29 protein-coding genes and 1 riboswitch are annotated in these 25,540 nt (G+C 42.3%); of the genes, 11 read left to right on the top strand and 18 right to left on the bottom strand.

Annotated elements, in window-relative coordinates:
* The first annotated feature begins 72 nt into the window (after positions 1–72).
* From CSV80_RS14160 to mnhG, 7 genes are read left to right on the top strand one after another with little or no spacing between them, the layout of a single operon-like run.
* A complete protein-coding gene (locus CSV80_RS14160) occupies positions 73–2,481 on the top strand; it encodes a Na+/H+ antiporter subunit A (protein WP_099671259.1) in 2,409 nt (802 codons plus the stop codon).
* Positions 2,468–2,890: a Na(+)/H(+) antiporter subunit B gene (locus CSV80_RS14155; protein WP_029054412.1), complete on the top strand. Its 423-nt coding sequence runs from the start codon at positions 2,468–2,470 to the stop codon at positions 2,888–2,890. Before CSV80_RS14160 ends, CSV80_RS14155 begins: the two co-directional genes overlap by 14 nt.
* On the top strand, positions 2,890–3,231 hold the full coding sequence (locus CSV80_RS14150) for a Na(+)/H(+) antiporter subunit C (RefSeq protein WP_029054413.1): 342 nt from the start codon (positions 2,890–2,892) through the stop codon (positions 3,229–3,231). The genes CSV80_RS14155 and CSV80_RS14150 overlap by 1 nt, the downstream gene beginning before the upstream one ends.
* Positions 3,224–4,708 (top strand): Na+/H+ antiporter subunit D, encoded by a 1,485-nt coding sequence (locus CSV80_RS14145; RefSeq protein ID WP_099671258.1) that lies wholly within the window; start codon positions 3,224–3,226, stop codon positions 4,706–4,708. The genes CSV80_RS14150 and CSV80_RS14145 overlap by 8 nt, the downstream gene beginning before the upstream one ends.
* Before the next feature lie 6 nt (positions 4,709–4,714).
* Positions 4,715–5,197 (top strand): Na+/H+ antiporter subunit E, encoded by a 483-nt coding sequence (locus tag CSV80_RS14140; RefSeq protein WP_099634499.1) that lies wholly within the window; start codon positions 4,715–4,717, stop codon positions 5,195–5,197.
* On the top strand, positions 5,194–5,475 hold the full coding sequence (locus CSV80_RS14135) for a Na(+)/H(+) antiporter subunit F1 (protein ID WP_029054416.1): 282 nt from the start codon (positions 5,194–5,196) through the stop codon (positions 5,473–5,475). The genes CSV80_RS14140 and CSV80_RS14135 overlap by 4 nt, the downstream gene beginning before the upstream one ends.
* Positions 5,459–5,842 carry a monovalent cation/H(+) antiporter subunit G gene (gene mnhG / locus CSV80_RS14130; RefSeq protein ID WP_037561991.1) on the top strand — a complete coding sequence of 128 codons (384 nt, stop codon included), beginning with the start codon at positions 5,459–5,461 and terminating at the stop codon, positions 5,840–5,842. The genes CSV80_RS14135 and mnhG overlap by 17 nt, the downstream gene beginning before the upstream one ends.
* Positions 5,843–5,860: 18 nt before the next feature.
* Here mnhG and CSV80_RS14125 read toward each other — a convergent pair whose 3' ends face one another.
* Positions 5,861–6,112: a hypothetical protein gene (locus tag CSV80_RS14125; protein ID WP_099671257.1), complete on the bottom strand. Its 252-nt coding sequence runs from the start codon at positions 6,110–6,112 to the stop codon at positions 5,861–5,863.
* A 70-nt stretch (positions 6,113–6,182) separates the two neighbouring features.
* A complete protein-coding gene (locus CSV80_RS14120) occupies positions 6,183–7,697 on the bottom strand; it encodes a leucyl aminopeptidase (RefSeq protein WP_099671256.1) in 1,515 nt (504 codons plus the stop codon).
* Positions 7,698–7,853: 156 nt separating this feature from the next.
* On the opposite strand from CSV80_RS14120, the gene CSV80_RS14115 reads away from it, so the two are divergent.
* The gene (locus tag CSV80_RS14115; protein ID WP_029054419.1) at positions 7,854–8,330 is read left to right on the top strand and encodes a divergent PAP2 family protein; all 477 of its coding nucleotides are present in this window, start codon (positions 7,854–7,856) and stop codon (positions 8,328–8,330) included.
* Between the two features lie 311 nt (positions 8,331–8,641).
* Here CSV80_RS14115 and CSV80_RS14110 read toward each other — a convergent pair whose 3' ends face one another.
* From CSV80_RS14110 to CSV80_RS14100, 3 genes are all read right to left on the bottom strand, one after another.
* On the bottom strand, positions 8,642–8,968 hold the full coding sequence (locus tag CSV80_RS14110; protein ID WP_099671255.1) for a YuiB family protein: 327 nt from the start codon (positions 8,966–8,968) through the stop codon (positions 8,642–8,644).
* A gap of 220 nt (positions 8,969–9,188) precedes the next feature.
* Complete coding sequence (locus CSV80_RS14105; RefSeq protein ID WP_099671254.1) at positions 9,189–10,403, bottom strand: NAD(P)/FAD-dependent oxidoreductase; 1,215 nt, start codon at positions 10,401–10,403, stop codon at positions 9,189–9,191.
* Between the two features lie 236 nt (positions 10,404–10,639).
* Positions 10,640–11,005, bottom strand: a complete 366-nt coding sequence (locus CSV80_RS14100; protein WP_029054422.1) for a HesB/IscA family protein — start codon at positions 11,003–11,005, stop codon at positions 10,640–10,642.
* A 120-nt stretch (positions 11,006–11,125) separates the two neighbouring features.
* Between CSV80_RS14100 and CSV80_RS14095 the strand changes: the two genes are divergently transcribed.
* Entirely contained in the window at positions 11,126–11,821 is a 696-nt protein-coding gene (locus CSV80_RS14095) for a DUF2225 domain-containing protein (protein WP_099671253.1), read from the top strand.
* Positions 11,822–11,889: 68 nt separating this feature from the next.
* Here the strand turns inward: CSV80_RS14095 and CSV80_RS14090 are convergent, their stop codons facing one another.
* Positions 11,890–12,129 (bottom strand): NifU family protein, encoded by a 240-nt coding sequence (locus CSV80_RS14090; protein ID WP_029054424.1) that lies wholly within the window; start codon positions 12,127–12,129, stop codon positions 11,890–11,892.
* 83 nt (positions 12,130–12,212) lie between these two features.
* On the opposite strand from CSV80_RS14090, the gene CSV80_RS14085 reads away from it, so the two are divergent.
* Entirely contained in the window at positions 12,213–12,539 is a 327-nt protein-coding gene (locus CSV80_RS14085; protein WP_099671252.1) for a YuzD family protein, read from the top strand.
* 153 nt (positions 12,540–12,692) lie between these two features.
* Here CSV80_RS14085 and CSV80_RS14080 read toward each other — a convergent pair whose 3' ends face one another.
* On the bottom strand, positions 12,693–13,760 hold the full coding sequence (locus CSV80_RS14080) for an NAD(P)/FAD-dependent oxidoreductase (protein ID WP_099671251.1): 1,068 nt from the start codon (positions 13,758–13,760) through the stop codon (positions 12,693–12,695).
* Positions 13,761–13,898: 138 nt separating this feature from the next.
* Between CSV80_RS14080 and CSV80_RS14075 the strand changes: the two genes are divergently transcribed.
* Positions 13,899–14,135, top strand: coding sequence for a YuzB family protein (locus CSV80_RS14075; RefSeq protein ID WP_029054427.1), 237 nt, complete (start codon positions 13,899–13,901; stop codon positions 14,133–14,135).
* Between the two features lie 647 nt (positions 14,136–14,782).
* On the opposite strand, the gene CSV80_RS14070 is transcribed toward CSV80_RS14075, so the two are convergent.
* The 11 genes from CSV80_RS14070 to CSV80_RS14025 form a co-directional block, all read right to left on the bottom strand.
* A complete protein-coding gene (locus tag CSV80_RS14070) occupies positions 14,783–15,550 on the bottom strand; it encodes a TIGR01457 family HAD-type hydrolase (protein WP_233201599.1) in 768 nt (255 codons plus the stop codon).
* Complete coding sequence (locus tag CSV80_RS14065) at positions 15,547–15,993, bottom strand: DUF86 domain-containing protein (protein ID WP_099671250.1); 447 nt, start codon at positions 15,991–15,993, stop codon at positions 15,547–15,549. The genes CSV80_RS14070 and CSV80_RS14065 overlap by 4 nt, the downstream gene beginning before the upstream one ends.
* Before the next feature lie 97 nt (positions 15,994–16,090).
* A complete protein-coding gene (locus CSV80_RS14060; protein ID WP_099671276.1) occupies positions 16,091–16,444 on the bottom strand; it encodes a YutD family protein in 354 nt (117 codons plus the stop codon).
* Positions 16,445–16,462: 18 nt separating this feature from the next.
* A complete protein-coding gene (gene lipA / locus CSV80_RS14055; RefSeq protein ID WP_083032970.1) occupies positions 16,463–17,428 on the bottom strand; it encodes a lipoyl synthase in 966 nt (321 codons plus the stop codon).
* A gap of 288 nt (positions 17,429–17,716) precedes the next feature.
* The gene (locus CSV80_RS17385) at positions 17,717–17,854 is read right to left on the bottom strand and encodes a methionine/alanine import family NSS transporter small subunit (protein ID WP_232321250.1); all 138 of its coding nucleotides are present in this window, start codon (positions 17,852–17,854) and stop codon (positions 17,717–17,719) included.
* Positions 17,855–19,375: a sodium-dependent transporter gene (locus tag CSV80_RS14050; protein WP_099671249.1), complete on the bottom strand. Its 1,521-nt coding sequence runs from the start codon at positions 19,373–19,375 to the stop codon at positions 17,855–17,857.
* 160 nt (positions 19,376–19,535) lie between these two features.
* Complete coding sequence (locus CSV80_RS14045) at positions 19,536–21,104, bottom strand: Na+/H+ antiporter NhaC family protein (RefSeq protein ID WP_099671248.1); 1,569 nt, start codon at positions 21,102–21,104, stop codon at positions 19,536–19,538.
* Positions 21,105–21,295: 191 nt separating this feature from the next.
* Positions 21,296–21,471: riboswitch (Lysine riboswitch) on the bottom strand.
* 54 nt (positions 21,472–21,525) lie between these two features.
* Positions 21,526–22,293 (bottom strand): sporulation protein YunB, encoded by a 768-nt coding sequence (gene yunB / locus CSV80_RS14040; protein ID WP_099671247.1) that lies wholly within the window; start codon positions 22,291–22,293, stop codon positions 21,526–21,528.
* Positions 22,294–22,340: 47 nt separating this feature from the next.
* Positions 22,341–23,720, bottom strand: a complete 1,380-nt coding sequence (locus CSV80_RS14035) for a bifunctional metallophosphatase/5'-nucleotidase (protein ID WP_233201600.1) — start codon at positions 23,718–23,720, stop codon at positions 22,341–22,343.
* A gap of 5 nt (positions 23,721–23,725) precedes the next feature.
* A complete protein-coding gene (locus CSV80_RS14030; protein ID WP_099671245.1) occupies positions 23,726–24,550 on the bottom strand; it encodes a sulfite exporter TauE/SafE family protein in 825 nt (274 codons plus the stop codon).
* Entirely contained in the window at positions 24,550–25,410 is an 861-nt protein-coding gene (locus CSV80_RS14025) for a DUF72 domain-containing protein (protein WP_099671244.1), read from the bottom strand. Before CSV80_RS14025 ends, CSV80_RS14030 begins: the two co-directional genes overlap by 1 nt.
* Positions 25,411–25,540: the final 130 nt, after the last annotated feature.

Below are 25,540 nucleotides of genomic sequence, written 5' to 3'. Positions count from 1 at the left end.
ACTAACAAATACGCCCACGCTTATGCCTCGGGAATTGAATATGTGAAGAACATAGTTGGAAGGAGGATTTTCTTGGAATTCGTGTTATTGATTTTTTTACCTGTAATCTTCGCGCTACTTGTTCCTTTTGCTTTTAAGAAGATTAAAGGAATACATACGGGTTGGTTTGTATTATTAGTCCCTCTAGTGTTATTTGGCTATTACCTGAGCTTTTTACCGCTAGTCATGGATGGTGGTCATGCTATTTCTGAAATGAAATGGATTCCTTCACTTGGAATTGCGTTTACTTCATACATAGATGGTCTTAGTTTATTATTTACGCTATTGATCACCGGAATCGGTTCGTTAGTCGTCTTGTACTCTGTGTTTTACATGGATAGGGAGAAAGAAGATCTAGGTAGCTTTTATGTCTACTTATTAATCTTCATGACCGCTATGCTCGGAGTCGTGCAATCTGACAACACGATGACACTCTATTTGTTCTGGGAGTTAACGTCCATTTCGTCCTTCTTATTGATTGGTTTCTGGTATACGAAGGACAAGTCACGTTTTGGCGCATTGAAATCAATGATGATTACAGTGTTTGGTGGATTAATGATGCTCGGGGCATTCATTTTACTCAGTATCATGGGGGAAACATTCTCCGTTCGAGAATTAATTGCCCAAGCTCCTGATCTACTGAATCAACCGTATTTCACTTTGGCATTAGTATTACTCTTGCTAGGCGCCTTTACGAAGTCGGCACAATTTCCATTCTATATTTGGTTACCAGATGCAATGGAAGCGCCCACACCAGTCAGTGCATATTTACACTCTGCCACGATGGTGAAGGCAGGCATTTATTTGGTCGCGCGATTTACGCCAATTTTCGGCTCAGCGTCCACTTGGATTTGGCTCGTTACAGGAATCGGGTTGCTAACGCTGTTCTGGGGTTCATTTTTCGCAGTAAAGCAAACTGATTTGAAAGCGATTTTAGCATTTTCAACAGTCAGTCAACTTGGTTTAATCATGTCGTTACTTGGCGCTGGCGCTATTTCATACCATGCGACCGCAGCCATGTTCGGCTTTGCGACGTATGCGGCGATTTTCCACTTGATTAACCACGCAGCATTCAAAGGCGGGCTCTTCATGATCGCAGGGATCATCGATCATGAAACCGGTACCAGAGATATTCGTAAGCTAGGCGGGTTAATGAGCGTGATGCCGATTAGCTTTACCGTTGCAGCGATTGGTTCATTATCTATGGCTGGTTTGCCACCTTTTAGCGGATTCTTGAGTAAAGAGATGTTTTTGGAATCTATGGTAGCGCTTCAACACTTTGAATTATTCAACTTCGATACATGGGGCATTATGTTCCCGATCGTCGCTTGGATTGCCAGTGTGTTTACGTTTACGTACAGTATGTATTTTGTTTTGAAAACATTTATCGGACAGAAGAAGTTTGATCAATTACCGAAGCAACCGCATGAAGCACCGATTGGCATGCTAATTTCGCCTATGATATTGGCAACAATCGTCATTCTAGTGTTCTTCATTCCGAACGTCATTGGGAAGTGGATTATTAAACCGGCTGTCATGGCGGTTCAACCGACATTGTACGCAAGTCCGTCGGCAGTCGATATTCATGTCAAAGCATGGCATGGATTTGGAGCTGCTGGCTTATGGCTGACAATCGGCGTGGTCGTATTCGGTACATTACTTTATCTAACCATACCGAAATGGCAACCGCTTTATCGTATCCAGCCTGATAAGCTATCGCTGAATAATGGCTATGATGCGATGATGCGTGGAAGTGAAAAAGGATTGAATCGGGTTTCTCGTCTTTATATGACAGGCAAGATTCGAACATACTTATTGTATATGTTCGCATTTATGTCAGTTACGATCATCGCGATTTTGTTTATCAAGGATGCATTCGTTCTCGATATGAACAGTTTTGCAGCGATTACATTATATGGATCACTAAATGCTATTGTGTTAATTTTATCTGTCGGATTTGTTGTATTTGCGAAGTCACGTCTTGCCGCGATCATCGCGCTTGGCGGCGTCGGGTATTCCGTCGCGTTATTCTTCGTTATCTTCAAAGCGCCTGACTTAGCACTGACGCAATTGGTAATCGAGACAGTATCCGTTGCGTTGTTCTTGCTAGCATTCAAGCATTTGCCGGCACTCAGTACGCACGGGGAAACGAAACGCAATAAAGTTGTCAATCTGATTGTTTCATTGAGTGTAGGCGTGATGGTGACATTGGTCGCCCTATCCAGTCACTCACAAAAAATGATTCCTTCGATTTCCCAATACTATAAAGATACGGTCGAGACGGAGGCAGCTGGCGGAAATATCGTCAACGTCATTCTTGTAGATTACCGTGGATTTGATACATTTTTCGAAATCGCAGTTCTCGCTATTGCAGGAATTGCAGTACTAGGCATGATTCGCTTGCGTGTATCGAGAAAGGAGCCGACTGATGAAAACAAATGATGTTATTTTACAAACCACAGCTAAAGTAGTGTTTTTCATCATCTTCCTATTCTCTATACATATCTTTTTTGCGGGTCATTATGCACCAGGTGGAGGATTCGTCGGTGGCTTGTTGACAACAGGCGCAATTGTGCTGTTGTTGTTGGCATTTGATCTACGGACGATCCAACAAATTCTACCGTTTAACTTTACGATCATGACCGCAATCGGATTGTTGCTTGCGTTAGGGACAGCGGCGGGCTCGATTTTCTTTAATGTGCCATTCTTCACACACGCATTTAGTGATTTTGACTTGCCGCTGTTCGGACATACGTCCCTTCACACAGCTATGTTGTTTGATAGTGGAGTGTACTTAGTTGTCGTCGGTTCCGCCATCACGATTATTCAATCGATTGGAGGCGATGACTGATGGAGTTTATCCTTTCGATTCTCATCGGGATATTATTTACGGCAGCCGTCTATTTGATTTTATCCAGAAGTTTACTAAAAGTGATTTTAGGTACTGGTTTGCTCAGTCATGGTGCGCACTTACTTATTCTTACGATGGGTGGACTCGGAGGCACAGCGCCTCCCGTTGTAATCGACGGTGTGACTGATTTTGCAGATCCCCTGCCTCAAGCATTGATCTTAACTGCAATCGTCATCAGTTTTGGTGTGACGGCGGTCATGCTAGTCATGGCATATCGTATGTATGATGTGCACAGAACAGATAATATGAATGAATTGAGAGGGAATGATGAACATGATTAATCTTCTTTTATTTCCGATCATTATCCCTTTCTTTTTCGCGATGATCTTAATGTTTTTCAAAGAGCAAGTGGTCGTCCAGAGAGTGTTGACACTGATCGGATTAGCTTTCAGTCTAGTTGCTTCTTTCTGGCTTATCGCGACAGTGAAGACAGAAGGAATCCAAACCGTGACACTCGGGAGCTGGCCTGCACCATTCGGTATTACGATGGTGTCGGACATGTTCTCCGCATTGCTCGTCACGACGACGATTATCATTACAATTTTTGTCGTCATCTATAGCTTTTCATCCATTGGTGTAGAAAGAGAAAGATTTTTCTATTATCCTGCGATTCTGTTCATGATTACAGGAATCAATGGCGCCTTCACAACAGGCGATATCTTCAATATGTTCGTATTTTTCGAGGTGCTACTGATCGCGTCTTATTTGCTTATTGTACTCGGCGGCGAGAAACGGCAACTTCGTGAATCCATTAAATACATATTGGTGAACGTCATTTCATCTGCTATCTTCGTTATTGCGGTAGCGTATTTGTACTCTATCATCGGTACTTTGAATATGGCGGATATTTCGATGAAGATTGCCGAGATCAATCAACCAGGAATCATTTCTGTCATTGCGATTCTGTTTTTGATCGTCTTCGGAATTAAAGGGGCTATCTTCCCCTTATATTTCTGGTTACCGAATTCGTACGCTGCACCACCGATACCCATTCTTGCATTGTTCGGTGCCCTACTCACCAAAGTAGGCGTCTACGCAATCACACGTACCTATACGTTGTTTTTCGTACACGATATTGGGTTTACGCACCAGTTTTTAATGGTCCTGTCGTTACTCACTATCATTGCAGGCTGTATCGGCGCTCTCGCGTACTTCGATTTAAAGCAAATCATCATTTACAACATCATCATCGCAGTAGGTGTCATCTTGTTCGGTGTGGCTCAAATGAACACGTCTGGACTAGAAGGCGCGGTTTACTATTTACTCCATGATATGTTGATCAAAGGTGCACTGTTTGTCTTGATCGGTATCATTATTTATGCAACCGGTACTTCGAACTTGCGAGAAATGGGTGGCTTAATTAAAACTCATGCAACACTTGGTTGGACGTATTTAATCGCTGCGTTCGGTCTAGCCGGCATTCCTCCGTTGAGTGGATTTATCGGAAAAGTACTTATCACAAAAGGTGCATTTGAAGCTGATCATGTGATCGGCAGTATCATTATTTTGGCCTCTAGCTTAGTTGTGTTACTGTCTGTCATTCGGATTTTCATTTATGCATTTTGGGGGCCTCAGAAGAACGAGTTGCCTATTCGCGATCAACGTACGTATCGTCAAATGATGTTCCCGGCTATAATGCTAGTACTCATTACGGTAGCGTACGGTGTCGGTGCAGAATGGCTTATGCCCTATATGACGGATGCAGCGAATGTATTGGCTGATCCATCCATCTATATAAATGCGGTGTTAAAGGAGTAGAGGTCAATGGCTTTTCAGATACTATTAAATTTCTTCATTGCAGTCGTTTGGATGTTCATGTCAAGTTCATTGACACCTTCTACGTTCATCATAGGATATCTTATCGGGTTGTTGATGATCATCATGACACGCCGTTATTTCAGTGGACGCTTGTACATTTGGCGAATCTGGTCTGCAGTAAAATTAACAGCGATTTTCCTAAAAGAACTCATCTTGTCGAATATTTCCGTGTTGCTATTAGTTATTAAACCGGATTTGTCGACTATGCAGCCGATGTTCTTCGCTATGCCAACAGAGCTCGAAAAAGATTGGGAAATCACGTTGTTATCTAGTTTAATTACGTTAACACCTGGTACGGTCGTCGTTCATGTTTCAGACGACCAACGTACTCTGTATATCCACGCAATCGATGTAGACGATGTGGATGAAGCAATCGATTCTATTAAAAACACATTCGAGAAAGCCATTATGGAGGTGAGCCGAGGATGAACGTATTTTATTCTGTCTGTCTCGTGCTAGTCATCTTGTCTATGCTCGGATTACTATATCGCGTATGGAAAGGTCCTTCCGTGCCAGATCGGCTAGTAGCTCTTGATGCGATTGGCGTCATGCTCATATCAGCAATCGCGCTGCTCTCCATCTTGTTCGATACACCGTTCTTCATCGATGCGATTCTATTGATCGCCATTATGTCGTTTATCGGCACAGTGTCCTTCTCCAAATTCATTGAGAGAGGAGAGATCATCGAACGTGGACCTAATCGCTGACATTATTATTGTGTTACTCGTTACGGTGGGGATCATTTTCACGATCGTCACAGTCATTGGAATCTTACGGCTTCCCGATGTCTATACACGCGCACACGCTGCATCAAAGAGCGCTACGCTAGGTGTTATGAGTTTACTGCTTGGTGTATTCCTCCACTTTTGGTGGAATGAAGGCCATTTCAGCGTGGCACTGTTGCTCGGTATCGTCTTTTTGTTTATCACTTCTCCTATTGGTGGGCACTTAATGACACGTGCCGCTTATATGTCGGGTGTAGAACCTACCGATTTAACGGTTGGGGATGATTTAGAAGAAGCAGTAATAGAACAACGCATAGAATCAGATAAAAACACGCCGGATGACAAATAGTCATCACGGCGTGTTTTTTCAATAATATGGATAGTAAGGGTAATACGGTTGTGGATAATACGGATAGCTGTTGTAGTAAGGTGGATAGTACCCCCCACCATAGCCACCTCCGTAACCGTAGCCTGGGAAAATAGCATTACCTAAAAATCCGCCAACTAAACCACCTAGGAAAGGACCCCCGAAACTACCAAATCCACCTCCATAACCGCCGCCATAATGACCATGACCGCGACCGCCACCGTATCCACCTCTATGACTATGTCTTGTCATCCAACTTCCCCCTTTCCATGTATCCTATGTCTAGCCGGAAAGAAGGTGTGGGGAAAGCGCCTATATAGAACTATTCTTGTTGTTCTGCTTCAGCAGCCAAACGCTCTACAAAGGTTGCCAATGTACGCACCATAACACCCGTCGCGCCTTTAGGGCCGAGCGCATGTGGACTCGCTGCATCAGACGTACCTGCAATGTCTAAATGAATCCACGGTGTATCTCCAACAAATTCACCAACGAAGCCACCTCCGAAGATCATATGACCATCTCGTCCTGGCGAGTTGTTTACATCTGCGACATCACTTTTGCGAATCCGTTTCCGATCGCTTTCAGTTAATGGCAGTTGCCAAATGAATTCCCCTGTTTCATCCGCTGCTTCCTGGAACTTCTTATAGAATGCATCATTGTTCGTCAGTGTACCTGTTTTATCATGACCGAGCGCCACAATGACACCGCCTGTTAGTGTGGCGACATCAATCAAATACTCTGCGCCCGCTTGCTTCGCATATGTCACCGCATCAGCCAGTACTAAACGGCCTTCTGCGTCTGTATTTAATACTTCAATTGTTTTACCACTTAAAGACGTGATGACATCGTCCGGCTTGAATGCTTCACCAGAAATCATGTTATCAGAAGAAGCAATGACCGCAATCACGTTTTTCTTCGGCCGTGACTCCCCTATGATTGCCATAGCGCCGAGTACTGCTGCCGCGCCCCCCATATCACCTTTCATGCCGACCATGCCGTCCTTAGGCTTCAACGAATAGCCACCTGTGTCATACGTAATTCCTTTACCGACTAAGCCGATGACATCTTCCCACTGTTCTGTTGCTTGGTACTTCAGCACAATGAGTTTCGGTTCTTCTACTGAACCTTGATTAACCGCAAGAATCGCTCCCATACCGAGCTCTTCCATTTCCGCTTTACCGAGAATATCGATTTCCAAGTCATAGCTTTCCGCTAATTCTCGTGCATATTCCGCCATCTTAGTTGGTGTTAATAGATTTGGGGGTACATTGACTAGCGTCCGAGCTTCGTTCACTGCATGCGCGGAAATCATGCCTACTTCTCCTGCAGCAGTGACACGTTCTTCATCTTCCGTCGTAATGAATGTCACAGTAGTTAGTGGAACATCCACTTCATTGGAAGAGGTCTTGAATCCCTCATACGTGTAGGAGCCCATTCCGATACCCTCAGAGGCCAGGAACGCAACATCCTCACTACCAATCTCATCATTGCAGAATGGGGTTGTCCAGACGCTTACAGTGCGCACACGGTCTTTGTGTAGTTGTTTCCCTACCTCAGCGAATAATTCACGCAACGGCTGCTCAGTCAGCTGTTTTTGATTGCCAATGCCTACAAAGTATACGCGGTCGTAACTTTGCTTTAATAACGCAGGCATTTTAGTAATCGCCTTAAACTTCTGTTGAATGTCATGTGATTTGATCCAGTCTGGCAATGAGGGATGGAAAGATTCAACGAACGCATCGAAGCCTTCTACATTCTCTGGATGATCTGGTATTCCTATAATCAGTACCTCTACTTCTTTTTGATCAATTGCGGATGCTGTTTCTACGTTTATCATGTGTGTTCCTCCCCTTTTCTTTACGCCTTCCCCATACTAGTATAGACTAGTCAGATTAGCACTTCCAACTACAAATAATTTTTCGTTTGATAACGAGTAGATCCAGATTATGTTATACTGATTGTTAAACTACGGACAGTAAAGGAGTGGAATCTCTTGGCTATTTTTGAAAACATACCGCTCCTCGCAGCGCTATTTGCCATCTTATTTGCCCAATTTGTAAAAATTCCTATTCACTTTTTATTAACACGTAAACTCGATTTCGGACTCATGACTTCCACAGGCGGCATGCCCAGTTCTCACTCGGCAGCAGTCACTGCACTCACAACTGCCATCGCATTCGAAGCTGGCCTGGACTCACCACTATTCGCCATTTCCGCTATATTCGCGGTTATTGTCATGTTCGACGCAACGGGCATCCGCTACCAAGCTGGACAACAAGCCTTAATCATCAACCAAATGCGCTCCGACTTTCAAATATTCGTCAGCGATTTAAAAGATTGGCCAAAAAAAGACAACGACGCAAAAATTCAAGAACTCAAAACCTTACTCGGTCACAAACCAAACGAAGTATTCTTCGGAGCCCTAACAGGTATCCTTATCTCGATCCTTACGTATACGGTTATATTGTAACAGCGAGTGACGCCCTCAAATCTACTACAGCGCTTGCGGATGGCTCTCGTATTTGGTAAGGAAGGATGTCTTTACACGTCACGACAATGAGAAAAATAAGCTAGTGGATCGTAAGAGGAAGGTGACAAGTTCCGATGGCTCACCGTGGGCTCATGGTCAAGCGTCCACCTGGAACGTCAATCAACGGCACCCTCTTCCTCTCTAATCTTTTATCTCTAAAACAACGCAAAAAACGGAACTGTCACAAGATGTCGTAATTCACGACTTCCTGTCCAGATCCGTTTTTTCATATCAACACATAGCAAAAAGCATTAAAACATTTGATACCCCATCTTACGTAAAACCTTCATCACAAAACCTGCGATAATCGCTCCGACCAAACCACTCGCCAATATCACGATATCTACTGCATGCAGCGACATAAGATTCGCCCCCAGCTCATTAAAAGCAAAACCAGGCTTCGTAATGTATTCATACATCGGCACATCATCAATAATAAAAATCACGATAATCGGATAAATAATAGCCATAAGCCACGTCATACGTAACAGCATATTCAATAAAAAGCCGATACCGAAAAACATAACGATAAATATCAAGATCGATAGCATCACCTGTGCTATGGATATAGTTTGCATGCTTGCTAACCTCCAGTTCATCACCTCAACATTTTACAGGATGATGAGACGGCTTTCAATAGAATGAGACAGAGTACACGGAACGTTCTTTTCAGATGTCATGAATTCTTAAAATTTGACAGACGAATTTCTCTACTATAACTACTTCCACGGTTGACTTGTTACCTATTTTGTTGCACACAAAAAAGCACTCGCCTCTGCGAGTGCTTTTCTATATTCATTATAACACGTTGAATTTACCTTTTTTAATCGTTAACCCAAGACCACCGATCATAAATAGTGCACGGTTGTCAATCATTTTCTTCATGAAAGACGCTTTTGTACCTGTCACTTTTTTATCGAATACTACACCAATCGCATCGGATTCACCTAAAGAACAAACGCTACCTTTTAAATCCGGTACGAATTCTTTTGTTGGGTTTCCTTTCATTATCGCGATGATATTGTTAGCAATCATCTCACCTTGTTGCATAGCGATTTGTGCAGTTGGTGGGTATGGACGGTTAATTGCTTCATTGATCATCAACGCGCAGTCACCTACTATAAATACATCGTCGAATCCTGGTGCACGCATGTCTTTTTCAACTTTTACACGAGCACGCATGTTTTCTATACCGGATTCTTCGATCAGATGGTTACCACGAACACCAGCAGCCCATACAACCGTACCCGCTTTGATGAATTCAAACTCATCTTCGCCTTTTTTAATCTTAACGCCTTCAGGAGTTGCTTCTACAACCGGTGTACCGATAGAGAATTCTACTCCTTTCGCGCCCAATTGACGCACTGCATATTCCACAAGTTCCGGATCGAAACCAGGCAATACCATTGGAGCTGCTTCTACACATAGAATGCGAACCTTTTTGGCTGGCACATCGTATTCCTTACATAATTCAGGTACACGGTTTCCTAGTTCACCAAGATACTCGATTCCTGTGAAACCTGCTCCACCTACGATGATAGTCAAACGGCTATCGTCTTTTACTTCTTCGGTAGACCATGTAGCGAATTGATATTCCATGTGATCACGAATGTGACGAGCTGCATTCACATTGGCAATAGACAATGCGTATTTGTCCAAACCTGGAATTCCAAAAGTTTCCCCTTCAAAACCAAGGCCGATTACTAGGTAATCATATGTGTGAGAACCGAGGTTCGTCTTTATGCTTTTCGTCGCAACATCGATGCCAGTAACTTCTGCTTCAATGAACTTTACTTTATTGCTGTTGATTACACTAGAAATATCATAGCGAACTTGTTCTGGAGATAATGTTCCAGCTGCCGCTTCATGCAACCATGTAGATTCATAGTGATAGTCATTTTTGTTGATCAGAACGATATCTGCTTCATCTGCACCTAATGACTTTTGCAAATTCACAACAGTCATCAAGCCACCGTAACCTGCACCCAATACTAAGATTGTTGGTCTTTTCACGTAAATCGAACCACCTTTTAGTTTCTTAAACGCCGAGAACGTGTAAAATCAATCTTACTTGGTTTTGCAGTGCCGGCATTTAGTTTGATATTAATAGAATCATACTTTCATTACTAATAGTAGACCTTTTGAGCTCGTATTTCAACAGAATTATTATTATGCAAATAATCAATTTAGACTAGTGATTTGTCATTTCTGTAATTTTATCAAACCTTGCTCGACTAAGATGGCTAGACTTATTCGCAATCAGCAGGAGCGCCAGCTTTCTTAGCTGTTCTAAATGAAGTACCGCAACCACAATTTGCAATCGCATTTGGGTTATCAATGGTGAATCCGCCACCCATCAAAGACTCTTTATAATCCACTTTTGTACCTACGAGAATAGCTGCATCCTCTTCTTTTACCACTACAGGAATTCCATGTGCTATATAAGAAATGTCATCGTCTTCTTTTTCTTGGGCAAAACCAAGACCGTATGTTAATCCGCTGCAACCTCCGCCATTGACGGAAACGCGCAAGAAAGATCCTTCTTCTTCGTTATGAGTCATCATTTTCTTCACGTGAAATGCTGCTGCTTCTGTAATCTCTACTGTGTTCGTCATCAATACCACTCACTTTCCACGTTTTCTTTTTATCATATCAATCTTTTTCATCACAATGCAACCAAATAGTCCCCCTACTAGGTCTATTTTAATGTATAATAAGACTTAGGATAGAAAGGAATGATACTAGTGGAAATCAGCCCGTTTTACGAGAAGAAGATGCAATGCTTACTGTGTAAAGAGCATTTCCCTACTACTAAAATTCGTTCTCGCCAAGTAAGAGTAGTTGATCATGATAGCGATTTTAGACCTATTTATATAGATGAGGAAATTAATCCTATTTTTTATAATGTAGCTGTTTGCCCGTCTTGCGGTTTTGCATTCACTGATGATTTCGCTCCGTACTTCGCGCCGGGCACAAAAGAGATGATCGCTAAAAACATCACTGCCAAATGGCGTAGTCGCTCCTTTGGAGGTGAACGGACGAAAGAGCAAGCAGTTGAAGCCTATAAATTAGCGTATTTAAGTGCCAACTTTAAAAAAGAAAAGCATTTAACGATGGCAGGGATGATGTTGCGTATAGCTTGGATTTATCGCAATGATGAAAACCTACCAAAAGAAATGCGTTATCTGGAAATATCTCGTGATCTGTACATCAAAGCATTTTCTGAAGGTGATTATATCGGAACACAAATGTCTGAAACGCGTGTGCAATATATCATTGCAGAATTATCTTGGCGCATTCATGATCGTGCAGAAGCCATCCGAAACTTCTCACGTGTAATTGAAACGCAAAAAAGATCGACCGAGCCTACAGTCATCCAAATGGCCAAAGATCGATGGCAAGAGATTCGTGATGAAGAAACCGTTCATTAAACTAGCTATAAAATGAAAACCGTGCAAAGAAGATCCTTCTTCATTTGCACGGCTTTTATTTATTTAAATTAAAAAACCTGTTCGACTTCTACTACGCCTGGTACTTCTTCAAGTAATGCGCGTTCAATACCAGCTTTTAATGTAATCGTCGAACTAGGACAAGTTCCGCATGCTCCTAAAAGGCGCAGCTTCACAATTCCTTCGTCAATATCCACTAGTTCACAGTCCCCTCCGTCTCGCAAGAGGAATGGGCGCAATTTATCTAGCACTTCTTTTACCGGTTCGTATAATTTAGTATCTGTTGTCATTGTAATCACACTCTCCTTTCCTTATACTTATTATAAACTGCCAAGCAGAAAAAATCCAATAATGAATCGGAGGTTTGATTAATATGTCGCAAACACCAGTAACAATTGAAGTATATGGAGCAGAAGTCATTTGTGCCAGTTGTGTAAATGCACCTTCTTCTAAAGATACGTATGAATGGCTCCAAGCGGCAATATCAAGAAAGTACCCTGCACAACCATTTACTATTACGTATATTGATATCGATCAAGAAGTAACAGAATCACGGCAGCAGGATATCGTCGAGAAAATTCGTGAAGACGAGTATTTTTATCCACTTGTCATGATTAATGACGAAATGATCGGTGAAGGTCATATTCAACTGAAACCTGTATTTAACGCATTAGAAACACATGGTTATCAAGCAGGATAAATTGATAATTTACTGGATTAATTGAGAACAATACATTCCTTGAAGCGGTCGTTCTACGTTGAACTGACCGCTATTTTGTATTCAATTAATGAAAAGCAAAATTATCGCTAAAGAAAAAGCCACTTCATGGAAGTGACCTATAGATATTTATATTTAACCGTTATGCCACTTGTACATCCACAGCAAGCCAGATTTCATTAAACGGGCGATTCTTCCTGTAACGGTACGATCCGCCAAATACGCAAATCCTTGTTTTTTTCCTAATGAACCCATGAAGCCTTTTAGTTTCAGCTCCGGCATTTCGAGCATTAGCGGTTCACCTTTCCAAGTAGAGCGCAATACTTGAACGATTTGTTCTCCTTGTACTTCTGCCAATTGAGCGCTTGGTGCGTGTGTAAGCGCAGCAATGTCCCCGACCACGTAAACGTTTCGGTAACTTGGGACTTGATGATATTGATTGAGTACGATACGGCCTGAACGGTCTTTCTGAATGACTAAATCGTCCACGACCTTGCCTGGCTTAATACCAGCTGTCCAAACTACTGCATCTACATCAATTGTATCTTCATGGTTATACAGAATATGTTCGCCTACTTTAGTTATATTGGAATTCGCAACGACTTCTACTTCGTTCTGAACAAACCAATCTTTTACGAAGTTACTCAATCGTTCAGGGAAGTCACGCAAAATACGCGGGCTACGATCGAATAATTTGATTTTCAAGTCTGGACGACTCTCACGTAACTCACTTGCTAATTCGATACCGCTAAGTCCCGCACCAACAATTCCTACGGTTGCGCCATCGCCTAATCCTAGTAACGTCTGATACGTCCTGCGGGATTTGCCGATTGTTTGGATACTTAGCGTATGTTCAGCAGCTCCAGGTACGTTGTGGTAGTTATCTTCACTACCTAGTCCGATGACTAATTCGTCATATGCAAGTGCTTGACCATCTGCCAACAATACTTCTTTTTCGTCAAGCTTAATTTCTTGAATCTCGCCTTCGACCACTTTTAATTGATCATGAACAGGGATTGCTACGCGTACTTCCGAGTCAGAAACTGTTCCGGCTGCAAGCGCATAAAACTCTGTTTTTAAACTATGAAATAAAGTTCTATCGACAAGTGTAATTTCAATATCGCTTGGTAATTCTTTATTTAGCAAACGCAATAAAATTCTCATGTTACCATAGCCGGCACCTAGTAATAGTAATTTTCTCATAACGTTCTCCTTCTATGTCTATTTTCTCGTGCATCTCATTTGTTATTATAGCAGTTTGTGATAACTTTCACAATATGTCATGTTCATTGACGCTTCTGTAAAAAAAGAGTACCATTTCTAGTAGGCGAGGTGAGAAAGATGAATCCCATCGTAGAGTTTTGTATGAGTAATTTGGCAAATGGATCCTACCCCGTTTTCGAAACGTTGGAGCGTGATCCAAACATCGACGTACTAGAATACGGCTGCTTGAGCTATTGTACGAAATGTAGTGATACGTTGTATGCAATTGTGAACGGTGAACTTGTAGAAGCGGATACTGCAGATGAATTGACAAAGGAAATTTATCAGTTCATTGAAGATAATCCCCTTTTCTAATAAAAATAAACCTATGCGATGTCTTAGAAGCTATTACGCTTTTAGGGCATCCTTTTTTGAATGGAATTAAGGCGAAATCTGTTTATATTAGCAGGAGTAAGGTAATCGCTGAGTACGAAGGAACTGAAGCTTCAGCTGGTGACGCTTTCTGAACGGCGTGGCTCATCTGATACCGTCTACGAAAGTGCATGCTCCTAACGCTTCGCTTTTACTCGCAAAAAACGTCTACGCTACGACTGCTCGCTATTCCTTCAGGAGTCGCTTCAATCCTATTTTGATAGTCATGGGACTTGTACCCATTATTGTAGATAGAGTGTAAGTGGTTTTGGTCTTTATACTTGTTCAAGTCCTTTACAAAGCTGATCACAATCCCATATTCAATGCACAACAGAAAGTATCACCCACTCATATTGCAAGGGATTGGGGCGAGAGCGAAGCCTTGAGAGCACATCTTTGTACTAGAAGGGGCTACTTCCTGAGGATCAGCTCGCGACCTGGTTGGCTCACCGCGAGCCCTCAGGAAAGCGTCCCCTCCGAAGCGCCAATCCCGACTCCAACAGCCTGCCAGCCTATTCTCTTACAACTATCCTAAACAAAAAAGCCATCTCAAGAAGCCGTAGCATTACGACTTCTTAGATAGCTCTTCATTACTTCAACCAATCTGCAAGCGAATTTAGCAAATAAGTAGGTTGCTGCACCTTCTTCAACACATCTTCCATAGGCGTGACGCCCGTTGCGACATACGCCGTGTCAATACCATAGCGAATACCCGCCATAATATCCGTATCATAATTATCGCCAATCAAAATCATGTCTTCTTTCTCGTACATCCCTTGCTGTCGGATAAACTCCAACATATGCGGCTCTGGTTTTCCTACGATGAGCGGCTTTGTATCAGTCGCCACTTCCATCAATTTAAGGAAAGAACCGTTGGCTGGTACCAATCCTTTTTCGGTTGGGAATTTGATGTCTGAATTGGTACCTAAGAAATGAGCACCGTTACGTATCGCTAAACAAGCATCCGCGAGTTTATTGTATGTAACCTGACGATCAAGTCCCATTAAAACGACATCAGGATTCGTCGTGGTGATATGGATATTCTCAAGTTCTAGCGCTTCACGCAATCCTTCTTCACCAATCATCATGACATGCGCACCTTCAAAATGCTGTTTGCAATAACGGGCCAATGTCGTAGCAGAATTCATGATGAAATCTACTTCTGTATTCACACCAAAATCCGCTAGTTTCTTCTGTTGAGCAGTACGTGTCAGAGCCGCGTTATTCGTAATAAAATACGTTCCTTTACCTTCAGCTTGACACGCTGCAACGAAATCTACAGCTTCTTGAATGGGTTCACTACCGCGATACATCGTGCCGTCCAAATCGAAGCAATAAGCTTTATAGTGTCTCATCATTCAGTCGGAAGAAACGCTGAGACTGGGCCTAATTCATTGGTTAAGTAATCTCGAACTTGCCCCGGGAATTGTTGTAGTTCGTTACGTGTCTCGCGAATTGATAGTACTACTTTATCTGAATCGACTTCCACGAATTGGCGGACAATCATAGGACGTAGTGAAATGAATGCTTTTAAAGGAAGAGCTTGCTCAGGTTGAATGACTTTTTCATCTTCAAGAATGTCGATAATATCGTCGTAACTTCCAGGATCACGCATGATGAATCCGTCGATCATCGAATTCCCTACATCAATGATTCCTTCAATCAAGCCATGCGCAATTCGCTCTACAGCTAGCTTATTTACATCGTTTTGTAGCCAGTTCGTTTCCTTTTCAAAAATATCGAGTAACTGCTCCATATACACTAACGTTTTATTAATTTGATTTTGATCTACAAAATACATAATGTTCTTCCTCCTCATATACTTCATACTTCTATCTTACCATATTTATTGCAAAACGAATGAAAGCTCCGAGCAATTTTGCTCGAAGCTTTCATTTTTATTGTTCCTCTTTTGGAGTAGATGTTATTTCAGGTTTTACTTCCTCTACAACTTCCACTTCTGTTGGCTCCGGTAGCACTTTTCCAATCTTTTTCAAGATGAAATACGCACAACCGAAATTACAGTATTCATAAATATAATCTTGGACAGTACTGATTTTTGTCTCATATGTGGATTTGGAATTACGATCTTCAAAAAAGCCTTTTAATCGTAATTGACCATACCCCCAGTCACCCAAAATAAAGTCATACTTTAACAGTACTTCGCTAAAGCGTTCATTCAAGGCTTCTTCATCGAAACCATCGCGAAACTCTTCTGCGATTTCATACTGCATATTTTCTAAAATAACCATTCTCTGCTTCACTTCCATTTAACTGCTCGCTTGTCCTTCAAGTTTCAGCAGTTCGTCACCTTGGCGCTGTCTCTCTTTAGCCGAAGCATTAACTTGCTCGTCTGCATGGTAGCTTGAACGCACAAGCGGCCCCGCCTCACAATGAGAGAATCCTTTAGTCATTGCAATTTTACGCAATTCACCAAACTCATCGGGCGAATAATATTTTACTACTTTAGCGTGTTTTTTTGTTGGTTGCAAGTATTGACCAATTGTCATGATATCTACGTCGTGTGCACGCAGATCATCCATGGTCTCAATAATTTCTTCTACTGTTTCTCCAAGTCCAACCATTAATGAAGACTTCGTCGGGATTTCAGGATACATTTCTTTTGCACGTTGGAGTAATTCAAGTGAACGATCATATGTTGCACGTGCACGAATTCTTGGCGTTAGACGGCGTACGGTTTCGATATTATGATTTAAAATATCTGGTTTTGCATCCATCAAACGTTGCAAGTTTTCTTTATCTCCACCCATATCCGAAGGTAGTACTTCAATAGTAGTAAATGGGTTTTTTCTGCGTATCGCACGAATGGTTTCCGCGAAAATAGCAGATCCTCCGTCTTTTAAATCATCGCGTGCTACGGCAGTGACCACAGCATGTTTCAAATTCATCAATTCAACTGATTCCGCTACGCGTTCCGGTTCAGCGGTGTCAAGTTCATTAGGTAAACCTGTTTTTACTGCACAGAAACGACATGCACGCGTACACACAGCCCCTAGGATCATAAAGGTAGCTGTACGTCGCTCGCCCCAGCACTCATGAATGTTCGGGCAACGTGCTTCTTCACATACTGTATTCAAGTTTTTCTCGCGCATTAATTTCTTTAAACCTGTATAGTTCTCGTTGGTATTTAGCTTAATTTTCAGCCAATCCGGCTTTCTAATATGCTCAGATTTTCTTCCTGTCTCAGGTTTGCATGACAACGCTACCGACTCCATTCTGTTGATAGATTCTACTCATGTCAATGTAACATAAATTCAGATAACCTTCAATTATAGTTGACACACATTGCAAGCAATTAGGTAAGCGAGTAGAAATTTGGAATAGGATGACTGATTTTGGATTTCCGTTGCAGTGGTGGATGATTTTTTGTACGTGTAGCATTGACCCCTCCCATTGCTTTAGCACCCTCCTGCAGTGCCGATCAACGGTGCACTCCCCTTTCCCGAATATTAATTCACAAAAAAACACCTGCAACCAAGCTTCCGGTTGCAGGTGTACATCGTTTACTGTTCGGTTTTGAATTTCTTTTTGAACTTACTGAGGATCGTAGCATAAAAGATGCTAATAAATAGACCGCCCCAGATGATCGTCACGCCGAGTAGCATCATGAGGATTGCAGAACCGCTCATTCCTGTATCCATTTATAGCCCCCCTTTATTTTCATCATAATCTGTTGTAATTCTTGTGTTGTCTTTCCATTTTAATGATGTGAAAACGATCGACATGACAAACGCACCAATTGCAACCGGCCATCCAATTGTCCATAAGAACGATGTTGGATATCCTTCATAGTTTTCAGCAATATTGTCTTTAATTAGGAAGAATAACATAGTTCCCAATACTAGCGGTGTGATGAATGATAACGATACTTTCCACCACCAGCCAAGACGAATATCTGATACTGCATTGGCATGTTGCTCGAACAGTCCGAGTTTTCTGAACACCCAAGCTAGTAAGATGACCTCGACCAGACCGATGACTGCGATACCGAATTGGTTGATGAAGTAATCCGCCACGTCCAAGAAGTATAAACCACCGTTCGTTGCATACAGCATGGAGATGACCGCTGACAGTCCGACTCCGATCGTAACTGAACGACGTCTTGACATGTTAAACTTATCTGACATACCCGCGATGTACGTTTCACAAATCGAGATGAGTGATGTAATTCCGGCAAGCGTCAGTGAAAGGAAGAAGAATGCACCGAACAGTCCATTTAACCCTGGCATTTGATTAATAATTTCAGGGAATACGACGAACGCAAGCCCTACACCTGCAGTAGCTACGTCTGCTACATCTACTCCTTGATTAGTTGCCATGAATCCTAATACTGCGAAGACTCCGATACCTGCCAATAACTCAACAGAAGAGTTAGCGAAGCCTGTAATAAAGGCGTTATTCGTAATATCTGATTTCTTCGGTAAGTAACTAGAATAAGTGATCATGATGGCAAACGCGATCGATAAACTGAAGAAGATATGTCCGTACGCTGCAACCCATACACGCGGGTTGAGTAACTTATCGACTTCAGGTTTAAAGAATGCATCTAGTCCTACCATGGCTCCATCCAGTGTGATTGCACGGATGACGACGAATAAGAAGAGTAAGAAAAGTACGGGTATAAATATCCGGTTCGCCAACTCAATCCCTTTCTTGACTCCGCCAAGTAGTATGATGTAACAAATGACCCAGACGAGCAGTAATGGCAATGCCACGCCTCCTACGAGTCCTCCAACTTCCCCAGGATTATCCGCTAAGTTCAGGACGTCCCCGAAGAAGAATGCTTCTGGATCTTTCCCCCATGATAAGCCGAATGAATAGACCGTATATTTCATGGCCCATGCAATGATGACAGCATAGTAGGTAGAAATGACGAAGGATACAAAGATTCCCCACCAGCCTAGAAACTCCGTCTTTTTCCCATTCAGACGGAAAAATGAAAGCGGAGCTGATCCACGATATTTATGACCAATCGTGAATTCCATGATAAGAATCGGAATACCCGCCGTTAAAAGTGCAAATAAGTACGGGATAAAAAATGCACCGCCGCCATTTTCATACGCTACATAAGGAAAGCGCCAAATGTTCCCAAGTCCAATAGCTGATCCGACTGCAGCCAGTATAAAACCTGCTCTCGTTCCCCACTGCGAACGATTTTCCATACAACTCACCTCTTTTTTTGTTATTTTACAAAACTTTCACCATTCGATTTATTCTGATAATTATAGTTCCGTATATTTAGTATAAACAGCCCAATTAGAGATGTCAAAACAAATTTAGACTAAGAATGAAGTAATTATCACTCTTAGTCTAAATGGTAAACTATGCTATTTGTCCTGCTCGTTGCTTTCCTTTTGCGCTCAAGTACGTAAATAAAACTATTAAGGTAATAATAACAGCTACTAAGCCGATCCAGACAGACCCAGTCAGCCCGAGAACGATGTACCCTATTACTGCTACACTAGCTGCGACAAGCGCATAAGGCAACTGTGTGGATACGTGATCCATATGGTTACAGCCCGCTCCAGTAGAAGACAGGATCGTCGTGTCAGATATCGGTGAACAGTGATCTCCGAATACCGCACCTGCAAGTACCGCCGCCAATGCTGGTAATAGTAACTCTGGAGCCGCATTGACCATGATCGTACCTGCTATCGGCATTAAGATACCGAAAGACCCCCACGAAGTACCCGTCGAGAACGCCATTAATCCTGCTAATACGAAGATCAGTACTGGAAGGAAAGTGACGGGAATATTCAATCGTTCTACCATCGTAGAAAGGAATAGACCTGTATCTAGGGAAGCTATTAAGTCAGTCAATCCCCAAGCGAAGATTAAGATAAGAATCGCAGGCATCATCGCCTTGACTCCGCTAATAAACGCGCGTCCCATCCATGAAACACTTGCTGTTTCGTTCTTTTTCATTTGTAGAATATATAACAACATAGCTAGCAATGTAGCCGTTACACCACCAATTACCAACGATAACGGTACATCGGTATTTTCAAAAATAGCCCAAATATCGAAAACGCCCGCTTCTTTATAGCCTGTATAAATCATCATACCAAGCGTTACCGCAATCAACGTTACGATCGGTGCAACCAAATCGCGAACTTTTCCGTACGTATGCTCAGGGAATTCTTCTTTCAGCTGACCTGGGATTTCTTTATTTTGGTCATAAAGTTCGCCTTCAATCATAGCACGATCTTCATGCTTCTTCATTTCAAAGAAGTCGTTATTCGTCCAAGCGAAGAAGAAGACCATGGACAATGTGGCAATGACATAGAAGTTCATCGGCGCCATCATGACGAACGCAGTTAATGGTGAATAGCTGACCGCTGCTGTCGTACCTAGAATAAGTGCAAGTTGTCCAATCAAGAACGCGCCCCAACTAGAGATGGGTGATACGACACAGATGGGTGCTGATGTAGAGTCAATGAAATACGCTAATTTCGCACGAGAGATCTTGTGCTGATCCGTAATCGGTCTTGCAATCTGTCCAACTGCCAAGGAATTGAAATAGTCATCCACAAAAATTGCAATTCCAAGCCCCATCGTCAACAGCTTCGCTCCGCGTTTTGTACGGATACGAGTGACTGCCCAACGTGCAAATGCGGCGCTTCCTCCAGATAGACTGACGAATGCCGTAATGACACCTAATAATAATAGAAATAACATAATAAATATATTGTATGTATTGAGTCCTCCATCATAAAATGAAACTGTCATGGCCCTCCATACACCTTTTAATGTCTCTAACGGAGCAAAGTTCGCTAAAAGTAAAGCGGCTGTAACAATTCCTGCTCCTAATGATAATAATACTCTCCTCGTCGCTAACACCATCACGATGGCGATAATAGGAGGCAAAATAGAGACCCACGATCCGATCATTGTAATTCCTCCTCTTTCTAGTTGCTAGATGATATCGAAATGCAGAAGATCTTTCGAAGAGTGGAAAGCCCATAATATCCTGTAATTCCTTAATTTCCCGATAAAAAAGCCGCCCCCACAGGCACTACCATTTGTGTAGGGGTCGGCCAAACAATTCATCAAGCAATACATGAATAAATCGCAGTACAATTGGCTACTGTAGCTCTCCATACATTTATCAGTGTATGACAGTGTCATTCCTTTTCGAAATGACCCCAACTTGAGAAGCGGACTCTTCTCAAACTTCGGCATTGCCTCCTTTCGCTCGCGGTCATAGATGTCACTCTCTCGCTAGGTACTCATAAACAATGCAACCTCTACGTAAGTCTCGATATTCTTCTGTTCTCAGTGTAGCAATAATCGACAGCGTTCACAATACCTTTTACTCCTTCTTCTCAAGCGGAACTTCGATTTGTGCTGGCGTTTGCTCTCCTTTCGAATAAATTTGCGGTACCTTCCCTCTAATCAAACCAATCGCAATCGGTATTTTCTGCTCTACTACACTTCTACTTGTTGCTAGCGGAACAATTATCTGCACATTGACTTGTAACATTAAATACACTTCTACATAAGCATTATTAATGCCAAATTCACGAATATCCGTTTCTACTGTCGCGTGCACATCTCCAACGACATGGAAGCGAATAGGAATTTTCGGTCCCAAGTTACCGAGCAACGGGATATTCGCCGCTTGCCCAATCGGAACGAAAAATACAATACCTTGTTCTTTTTCCATCCGATCGGGATTATACTCGAGATCTCCGAGTGGCGGTAACATATCCAAATCTCCGCCCTCTGCACGCTCTAAATGATTTTCTACGAGCTGATGAATTTCTGACATGACCTGGCTAATGATTTCTGCGTTAAACTTGGTCGTCACCGTATCTGTCGTATCATCGGGGACGTTTTCAATAATTTCATTGACATCGTACACACTGGTAGACCGATTATTAATGGCTTGACTGATGACGTGGCTGGCTATTTTTTGCGTTTGTACTTCAGCATATTGTGTGTAGATTGGCGTTAGCTGTTTGTTGACCGTATAGAAAAATATCGCCACACCCACCAAAATGCTCGGGAGGACAAAGCGCAGTATGATTTTGCCATAATTATTTCTCTTTGGCCGTTTTTGATTAGTATAAAAACGCATAAAAACGCCTCCTACTTCACATTATGCGAAATAGGAGGCGTACATAACTAGCGTTCATTGAAATATTTTCTTCCATACCAACCGAGAATATCGCGAAGCATTTCTGGCATGATATATTCCTTCTTCGCTTCTTTTAGTATTGGATAGAAAAAGCCAAACGTGAACATATCAAGTGTTGCCAACGTATACGTCTCACCTGGCTCCACCAAACGGTTTCCCGCGAATAATTGTCCGTCATTGTTACGGTATAAGTGCTCATGTATCATGCTACCCATCAGTGTGCCACGAAAACCTAGGCCTTTTATAGGAAGTTTTGTCCACTTTGGATCAAGTGACTGCTCGTAGACCGTCAATAAATCAGTACCATCCAAATGAATAAGGCACGGATTGATCGGATGAGGTAATAAGGAGTGTAAATCCCCTTTTGTCACCCAACCTTTATCTAAACTACCAAGGAAAATTCCTGCGTTGAATAACGCGCAATCGGCATCCAGATACGTCAGTAACGCACGGCCAAAGAGCGAGGATAATGGACTGTCTCCTGTAAGACGCTGTGGTAAAGGTGAAGGATTGTAAAATACTGGCGCTTGTAACGTTTCCTCTCCTTTAACAAATAAGGAATTCACTTCTTCCATATCTTCTTCTGTCATTTCCATTAGCTGTGTTGGAAAAACTTCTGCTTTCATATGAACTACTTGACCTGTTATACGGTCTACATCTATTTGGACATGGCCGACATAATGACCGAACTTTTCTGCTGCCGCAAGTAGCGTGTCGTCAATCCACTCGCCATTTGGTAACAAATGATGCGTATGTGCGCCTAAAATAACATCGATCTCTAGGCATTGCGCAGCCAATAGACGATCTTCATTGATTCCTAAGTGAGAGAGACAAACGATGACATCGCATTGGGGACGCAAGTTTCGTGCCACCTCCTGCAACGCTGCGTGCGGTTCAGCTACGCTCCAGCCGAGTTGGTCATAAAAGGCGTAGTATGGCGCTGTGGCACCTATGACACCGATACGCACACCATCTGTGGTCTCAAATACTTTAGACATCTTCGCCCAGTATGGCAGCTTACCATCTAATTCTGTCAAATTGCAGAGCACTACATCAAATTTTGCATCTTCATATACTATATTCAGCGCTTCCTTAGACATGGTGATTCCTTCATTATTTCCAATTGTCACTGCGTCGTATCCTGCTTTATTTAATAATTCGATATTTCCCTTACCTTCTGTTCCTTCGGTAAACGGATGAGATCGGTCAATATGGTCTCCAATATCAAATAAAAAACAACACTCTCCATCGGCTTCAGCTTGTTGCTTGCGCTGCTGAAGAAAGTGATGGATTTGCGGCCAATTTTCGAAATGACTATGGATGTCATTCGTATGATAAATGTGAATCGTCTCTACCGTTTCTTCCATATTCGTCAACCCCAAATCCCCTCATAGATGGAACGTAGTCCAAAGACGAGTAAAATGATGCGTATGACTAAAACTAATGTATCGGATTTCATTTTGCTGTTTAAATGGGCTCCAAGCATGCCACCGAAATAGGCTCCTGGCACGACAGGAATCGTATAAAGCCACGGCACATGACCGAGTGAAATATGCGAAATCGAGTTGACGAGTGCGGATAAAAACACCATAAGCATCGATGTCGCGACCGCTACGTGCGGTGGGAACAAGAATAATAAAATCATAGCTGGCACGATCATCGTACCGCCACCGATTCCGAATAACCCCGACGTAAATCCGATGAATAATGCTAATAGGATGGCGAACCAAATCGGGTATCCATAAATATGCGTTTGACCTTGAGGGTCCGTAAATTTAATCTTTTTCCCATTGTCTACAAACCATCTAATCGGCTTTAAATATTTTCTCGTTAGTAACAGTGTAGATAAAACTATGAGCAATATGCCAAAATATAAATTAAATGATTGCAAACTTACGTTTTTATTAACCAACGCACCGAGTACGATACCTGGTATACTTGCAGTGAAAAATAGAAATGCACTGCGATAATCAATCGTCCTCACTTTCATATAGGATAGTGTCGATCCAAGTCCATTCGCAATCATCATAATGACCGACAAGCCAACTACACTTTGCGGAGTAATATCTGGAATCATTCCAAGATTTAATCCGACAAATAACGTGACAGGGACCAGAATTGTTCCGCCGCCAAGACCGGCAATCGAACCGATAATGCCGGAGGCCAAACCAATCAAGGCGAGTGCTACAAATTCCATTACTGTTCCCCCTCAAATAAATCCATCTGCTTGGTGAGAGGCTGACCGTATTCTATGTTGAGTAGTCCTGCAAATTGTTTGGCGTTCTTCGCTGCATGCTGACCGGAGTTATTATTAAAGATGACAAACACTTCTTCAGCCTGTTTCTCCAGATGTTTAACGATTTCACTCATACTCTCTAACTCTTTTTCATTATAATCATAGAGATAGCGAACTTTACGCCATGCTTTACTATCCCCCATCGTATTGACCCAACCTTTATCATTGCGCCCGTGGAGACGTAATAAAACTTTCTGGTCAGTCGCAATCGGAACTAGCGGCACACTTCCATCCCCTACTTGTGGCTCATCACAGACCACATGGATGACATGTAAACTCTTCAGAAAATTGAGTGTTTTCTCTCGATAAGCTGGAGAATACCATGTTTGATTACGAAATTCTACTGCAATTGGCAACGGCTGTAATTGCTCATGGACATAGCGAATGCGATCCACGTTTTCCTTCTTGCAATCAAACCAAGGTGGAAACTGCACAAGTACCATCGCAAGCTTTCCCGCCTCAACAAACGACGTCAGTGATAGCTTAAACAGCGAGAACATCTCTTCTTCAGAATCATACGGGATCTTCCCACGCTGATGACCCGTGATGCCCTGAAACGCTTTCACAACAAATTGGAAATTTGCAGGCGTTTCCTCGGTCCACTTATCCATTACTTTCTTAGATTGTATCGCATAAAACGTCGAATCCAACTCAACGATTGGAAAGTGTTTACTATAATCTATAAGTTTTTTATTCGCAACTGTATTCTCATTATATAGGCTTGGATGGTCTCCCCACCCTGTCAGGCCAACATGGATCATGAAAAGCCCTCCTCCTTTTATCTTTAGCTTAGTGTATCATATCTTATGTATTTTCGGAAAAATCGTACTCTCTAACTCGGTTTTAATATTTTCAATATTGAGCTTAATCATATTGATATCATTCCCAAAT

Source organism: Sporosarcina sp. P12(2017) (genome assembly GCF_002743035.1).
Taxonomy (GTDB): domain Bacteria; phylum Bacillota; class Bacilli; order Bacillales_A; family Planococcaceae; genus Sporosarcina; species Sporosarcina ureae.
The sequence above is the reverse complement of the archived record's forward strand: the minus strand, read 5'-3'. Positions and strand labels throughout refer to the sequence as shown.

Excerpts from the sequence above, each read along its gene's own strand:
- CSV80_RS14085 (WP_099671252.1), top strand. The coding sequence starts at position 12,213 with ATGTCGCAAACACCAGTAACAATTGAAGTATATGGAGCAGAAGTCATT.
- CSV80_RS14025 (WP_099671244.1), bottom strand. The coding sequence starts at position 25,410 with ATGATCCATGTTGGCCTGACAGGGTGGGGAGACCATCCAAGCCTATAT.
- CSV80_RS14100 (WP_029054422.1), bottom strand. The coding sequence starts at position 11,005 with ATGACGAACACAGTAGAGATTACAGAAGCAGCAGCATTTCACGTGAAG.
- CSV80_RS14035 (WP_233201600.1), bottom strand. The coding sequence starts at position 23,720 with ATGGAAGAAACGGTAGAGACGATTCACATTTATCATACGAATGACATC.
- CSV80_RS14135 (WP_029054416.1), top strand. The coding sequence starts at position 5,194 with ATGAACGTATTTTATTCTGTCTGTCTCGTGCTAGTCATCTTGTCTATG.
- CSV80_RS14110 (WP_099671255.1), bottom strand. The coding sequence starts at position 8,968 with ATGCAAACTATATCCATAGCACAGGTGATGCTATCGATCTTGATATTT.
- CSV80_RS14090 (WP_029054424.1), bottom strand. The coding sequence starts at position 12,129 with ATGACAACAGATACTAAATTATACGAACCGGTAAAAGAAGTGCTAGAT.
- CSV80_RS14145 (WP_099671258.1), top strand. The coding sequence starts at position 3,224 with ATGATTAATCTTCTTTTATTTCCGATCATTATCCCTTTCTTTTTCGCG.
- lipA (WP_083032970.1), bottom strand. The coding sequence starts at position 17,428 with ATGGAGTCGGTAGCGTTGTCATGCAAACCTGAGACAGGAAGAAAATCT.
- CSV80_RS14075 (WP_029054427.1), top strand. The coding sequence starts at position 13,899 with ATGAATCCCATCGTAGAGTTTTGTATGAGTAATTTGGCAAATGGATCC.
- CSV80_RS14050 (WP_099671249.1), bottom strand. The coding sequence starts at position 19,375 with ATGGAAAATCGTTCGCAGTGGGGAACGAGAGCAGGTTTTATACTGGCT.
- CSV80_RS14030 (WP_099671245.1), bottom strand. The coding sequence starts at position 24,550 with ATGGAATTTGTAGCACTCGCCTTGATTGGTTTGGCCTCCGGCATTATC.
- CSV80_RS14065 (WP_099671250.1), bottom strand. The coding sequence starts at position 15,993 with ATGTATTTTGTAGATCAAAATCAAATTAATAAAACGTTAGTGTATATG.
- CSV80_RS14155 (WP_029054412.1), top strand. The coding sequence starts at position 2,468 with ATGAAAACAAATGATGTTATTTTACAAACCACAGCTAAAGTAGTGTTT.
- CSV80_RS14045 (WP_099671248.1), bottom strand. The coding sequence starts at position 21,104 with ATGATCGGATCGTGGGTCTCTATTTTGCCTCCTATTATCGCCATCGTG.
- CSV80_RS14070 (WP_233201599.1), bottom strand. The coding sequence starts at position 15,550 with ATGATGAGACACTATAAAGCTTATTGCTTCGATTTGGACGGCACGATG.
- CSV80_RS14150 (WP_029054413.1), top strand. The coding sequence starts at position 2,890 with ATGGAGTTTATCCTTTCGATTCTCATCGGGATATTATTTACGGCAGCC.
- CSV80_RS14125 (WP_099671257.1), bottom strand. The coding sequence starts at position 6,112 with ATGACAAGACATAGTCATAGAGGTGGATACGGTGGCGGTCGCGGTCAT.
- CSV80_RS14095 (WP_099671253.1), top strand. The coding sequence starts at position 11,126 with ATGATACTAGTGGAAATCAGCCCGTTTTACGAGAAGAAGATGCAATGC.
- CSV80_RS14060 (WP_099671276.1), bottom strand. The coding sequence starts at position 16,444 with ATGGTTATTTTAGAAAATATGCAGTATGAAATCGCAGAAGAGTTTCGC.
- CSV80_RS17385 (WP_232321250.1), bottom strand. The coding sequence starts at position 17,854 with ATGGATACAGGAATGAGCGGTTCTGCAATCCTCATGATGCTACTCGGC.
- CSV80_RS14120 (WP_099671256.1), bottom strand. The coding sequence starts at position 7,697 with ATGATAAACGTAGAAACAGCATCCGCAATTGATCAAAAAGAAGTAGAG.
- CSV80_RS14140 (WP_099634499.1), top strand. The coding sequence starts at position 4,715 with ATGGCTTTTCAGATACTATTAAATTTCTTCATTGCAGTCGTTTGGATG.
- CSV80_RS14080 (WP_099671251.1), bottom strand. The coding sequence starts at position 13,760 with ATGAGAAAATTACTATTACTAGGTGCCGGCTATGGTAACATGAGAATT.
- yunB (WP_099671247.1), bottom strand. The coding sequence starts at position 22,293 with ATGCGTTTTTATACTAATCAAAAACGGCCAAAGAGAAATAATTATGGC.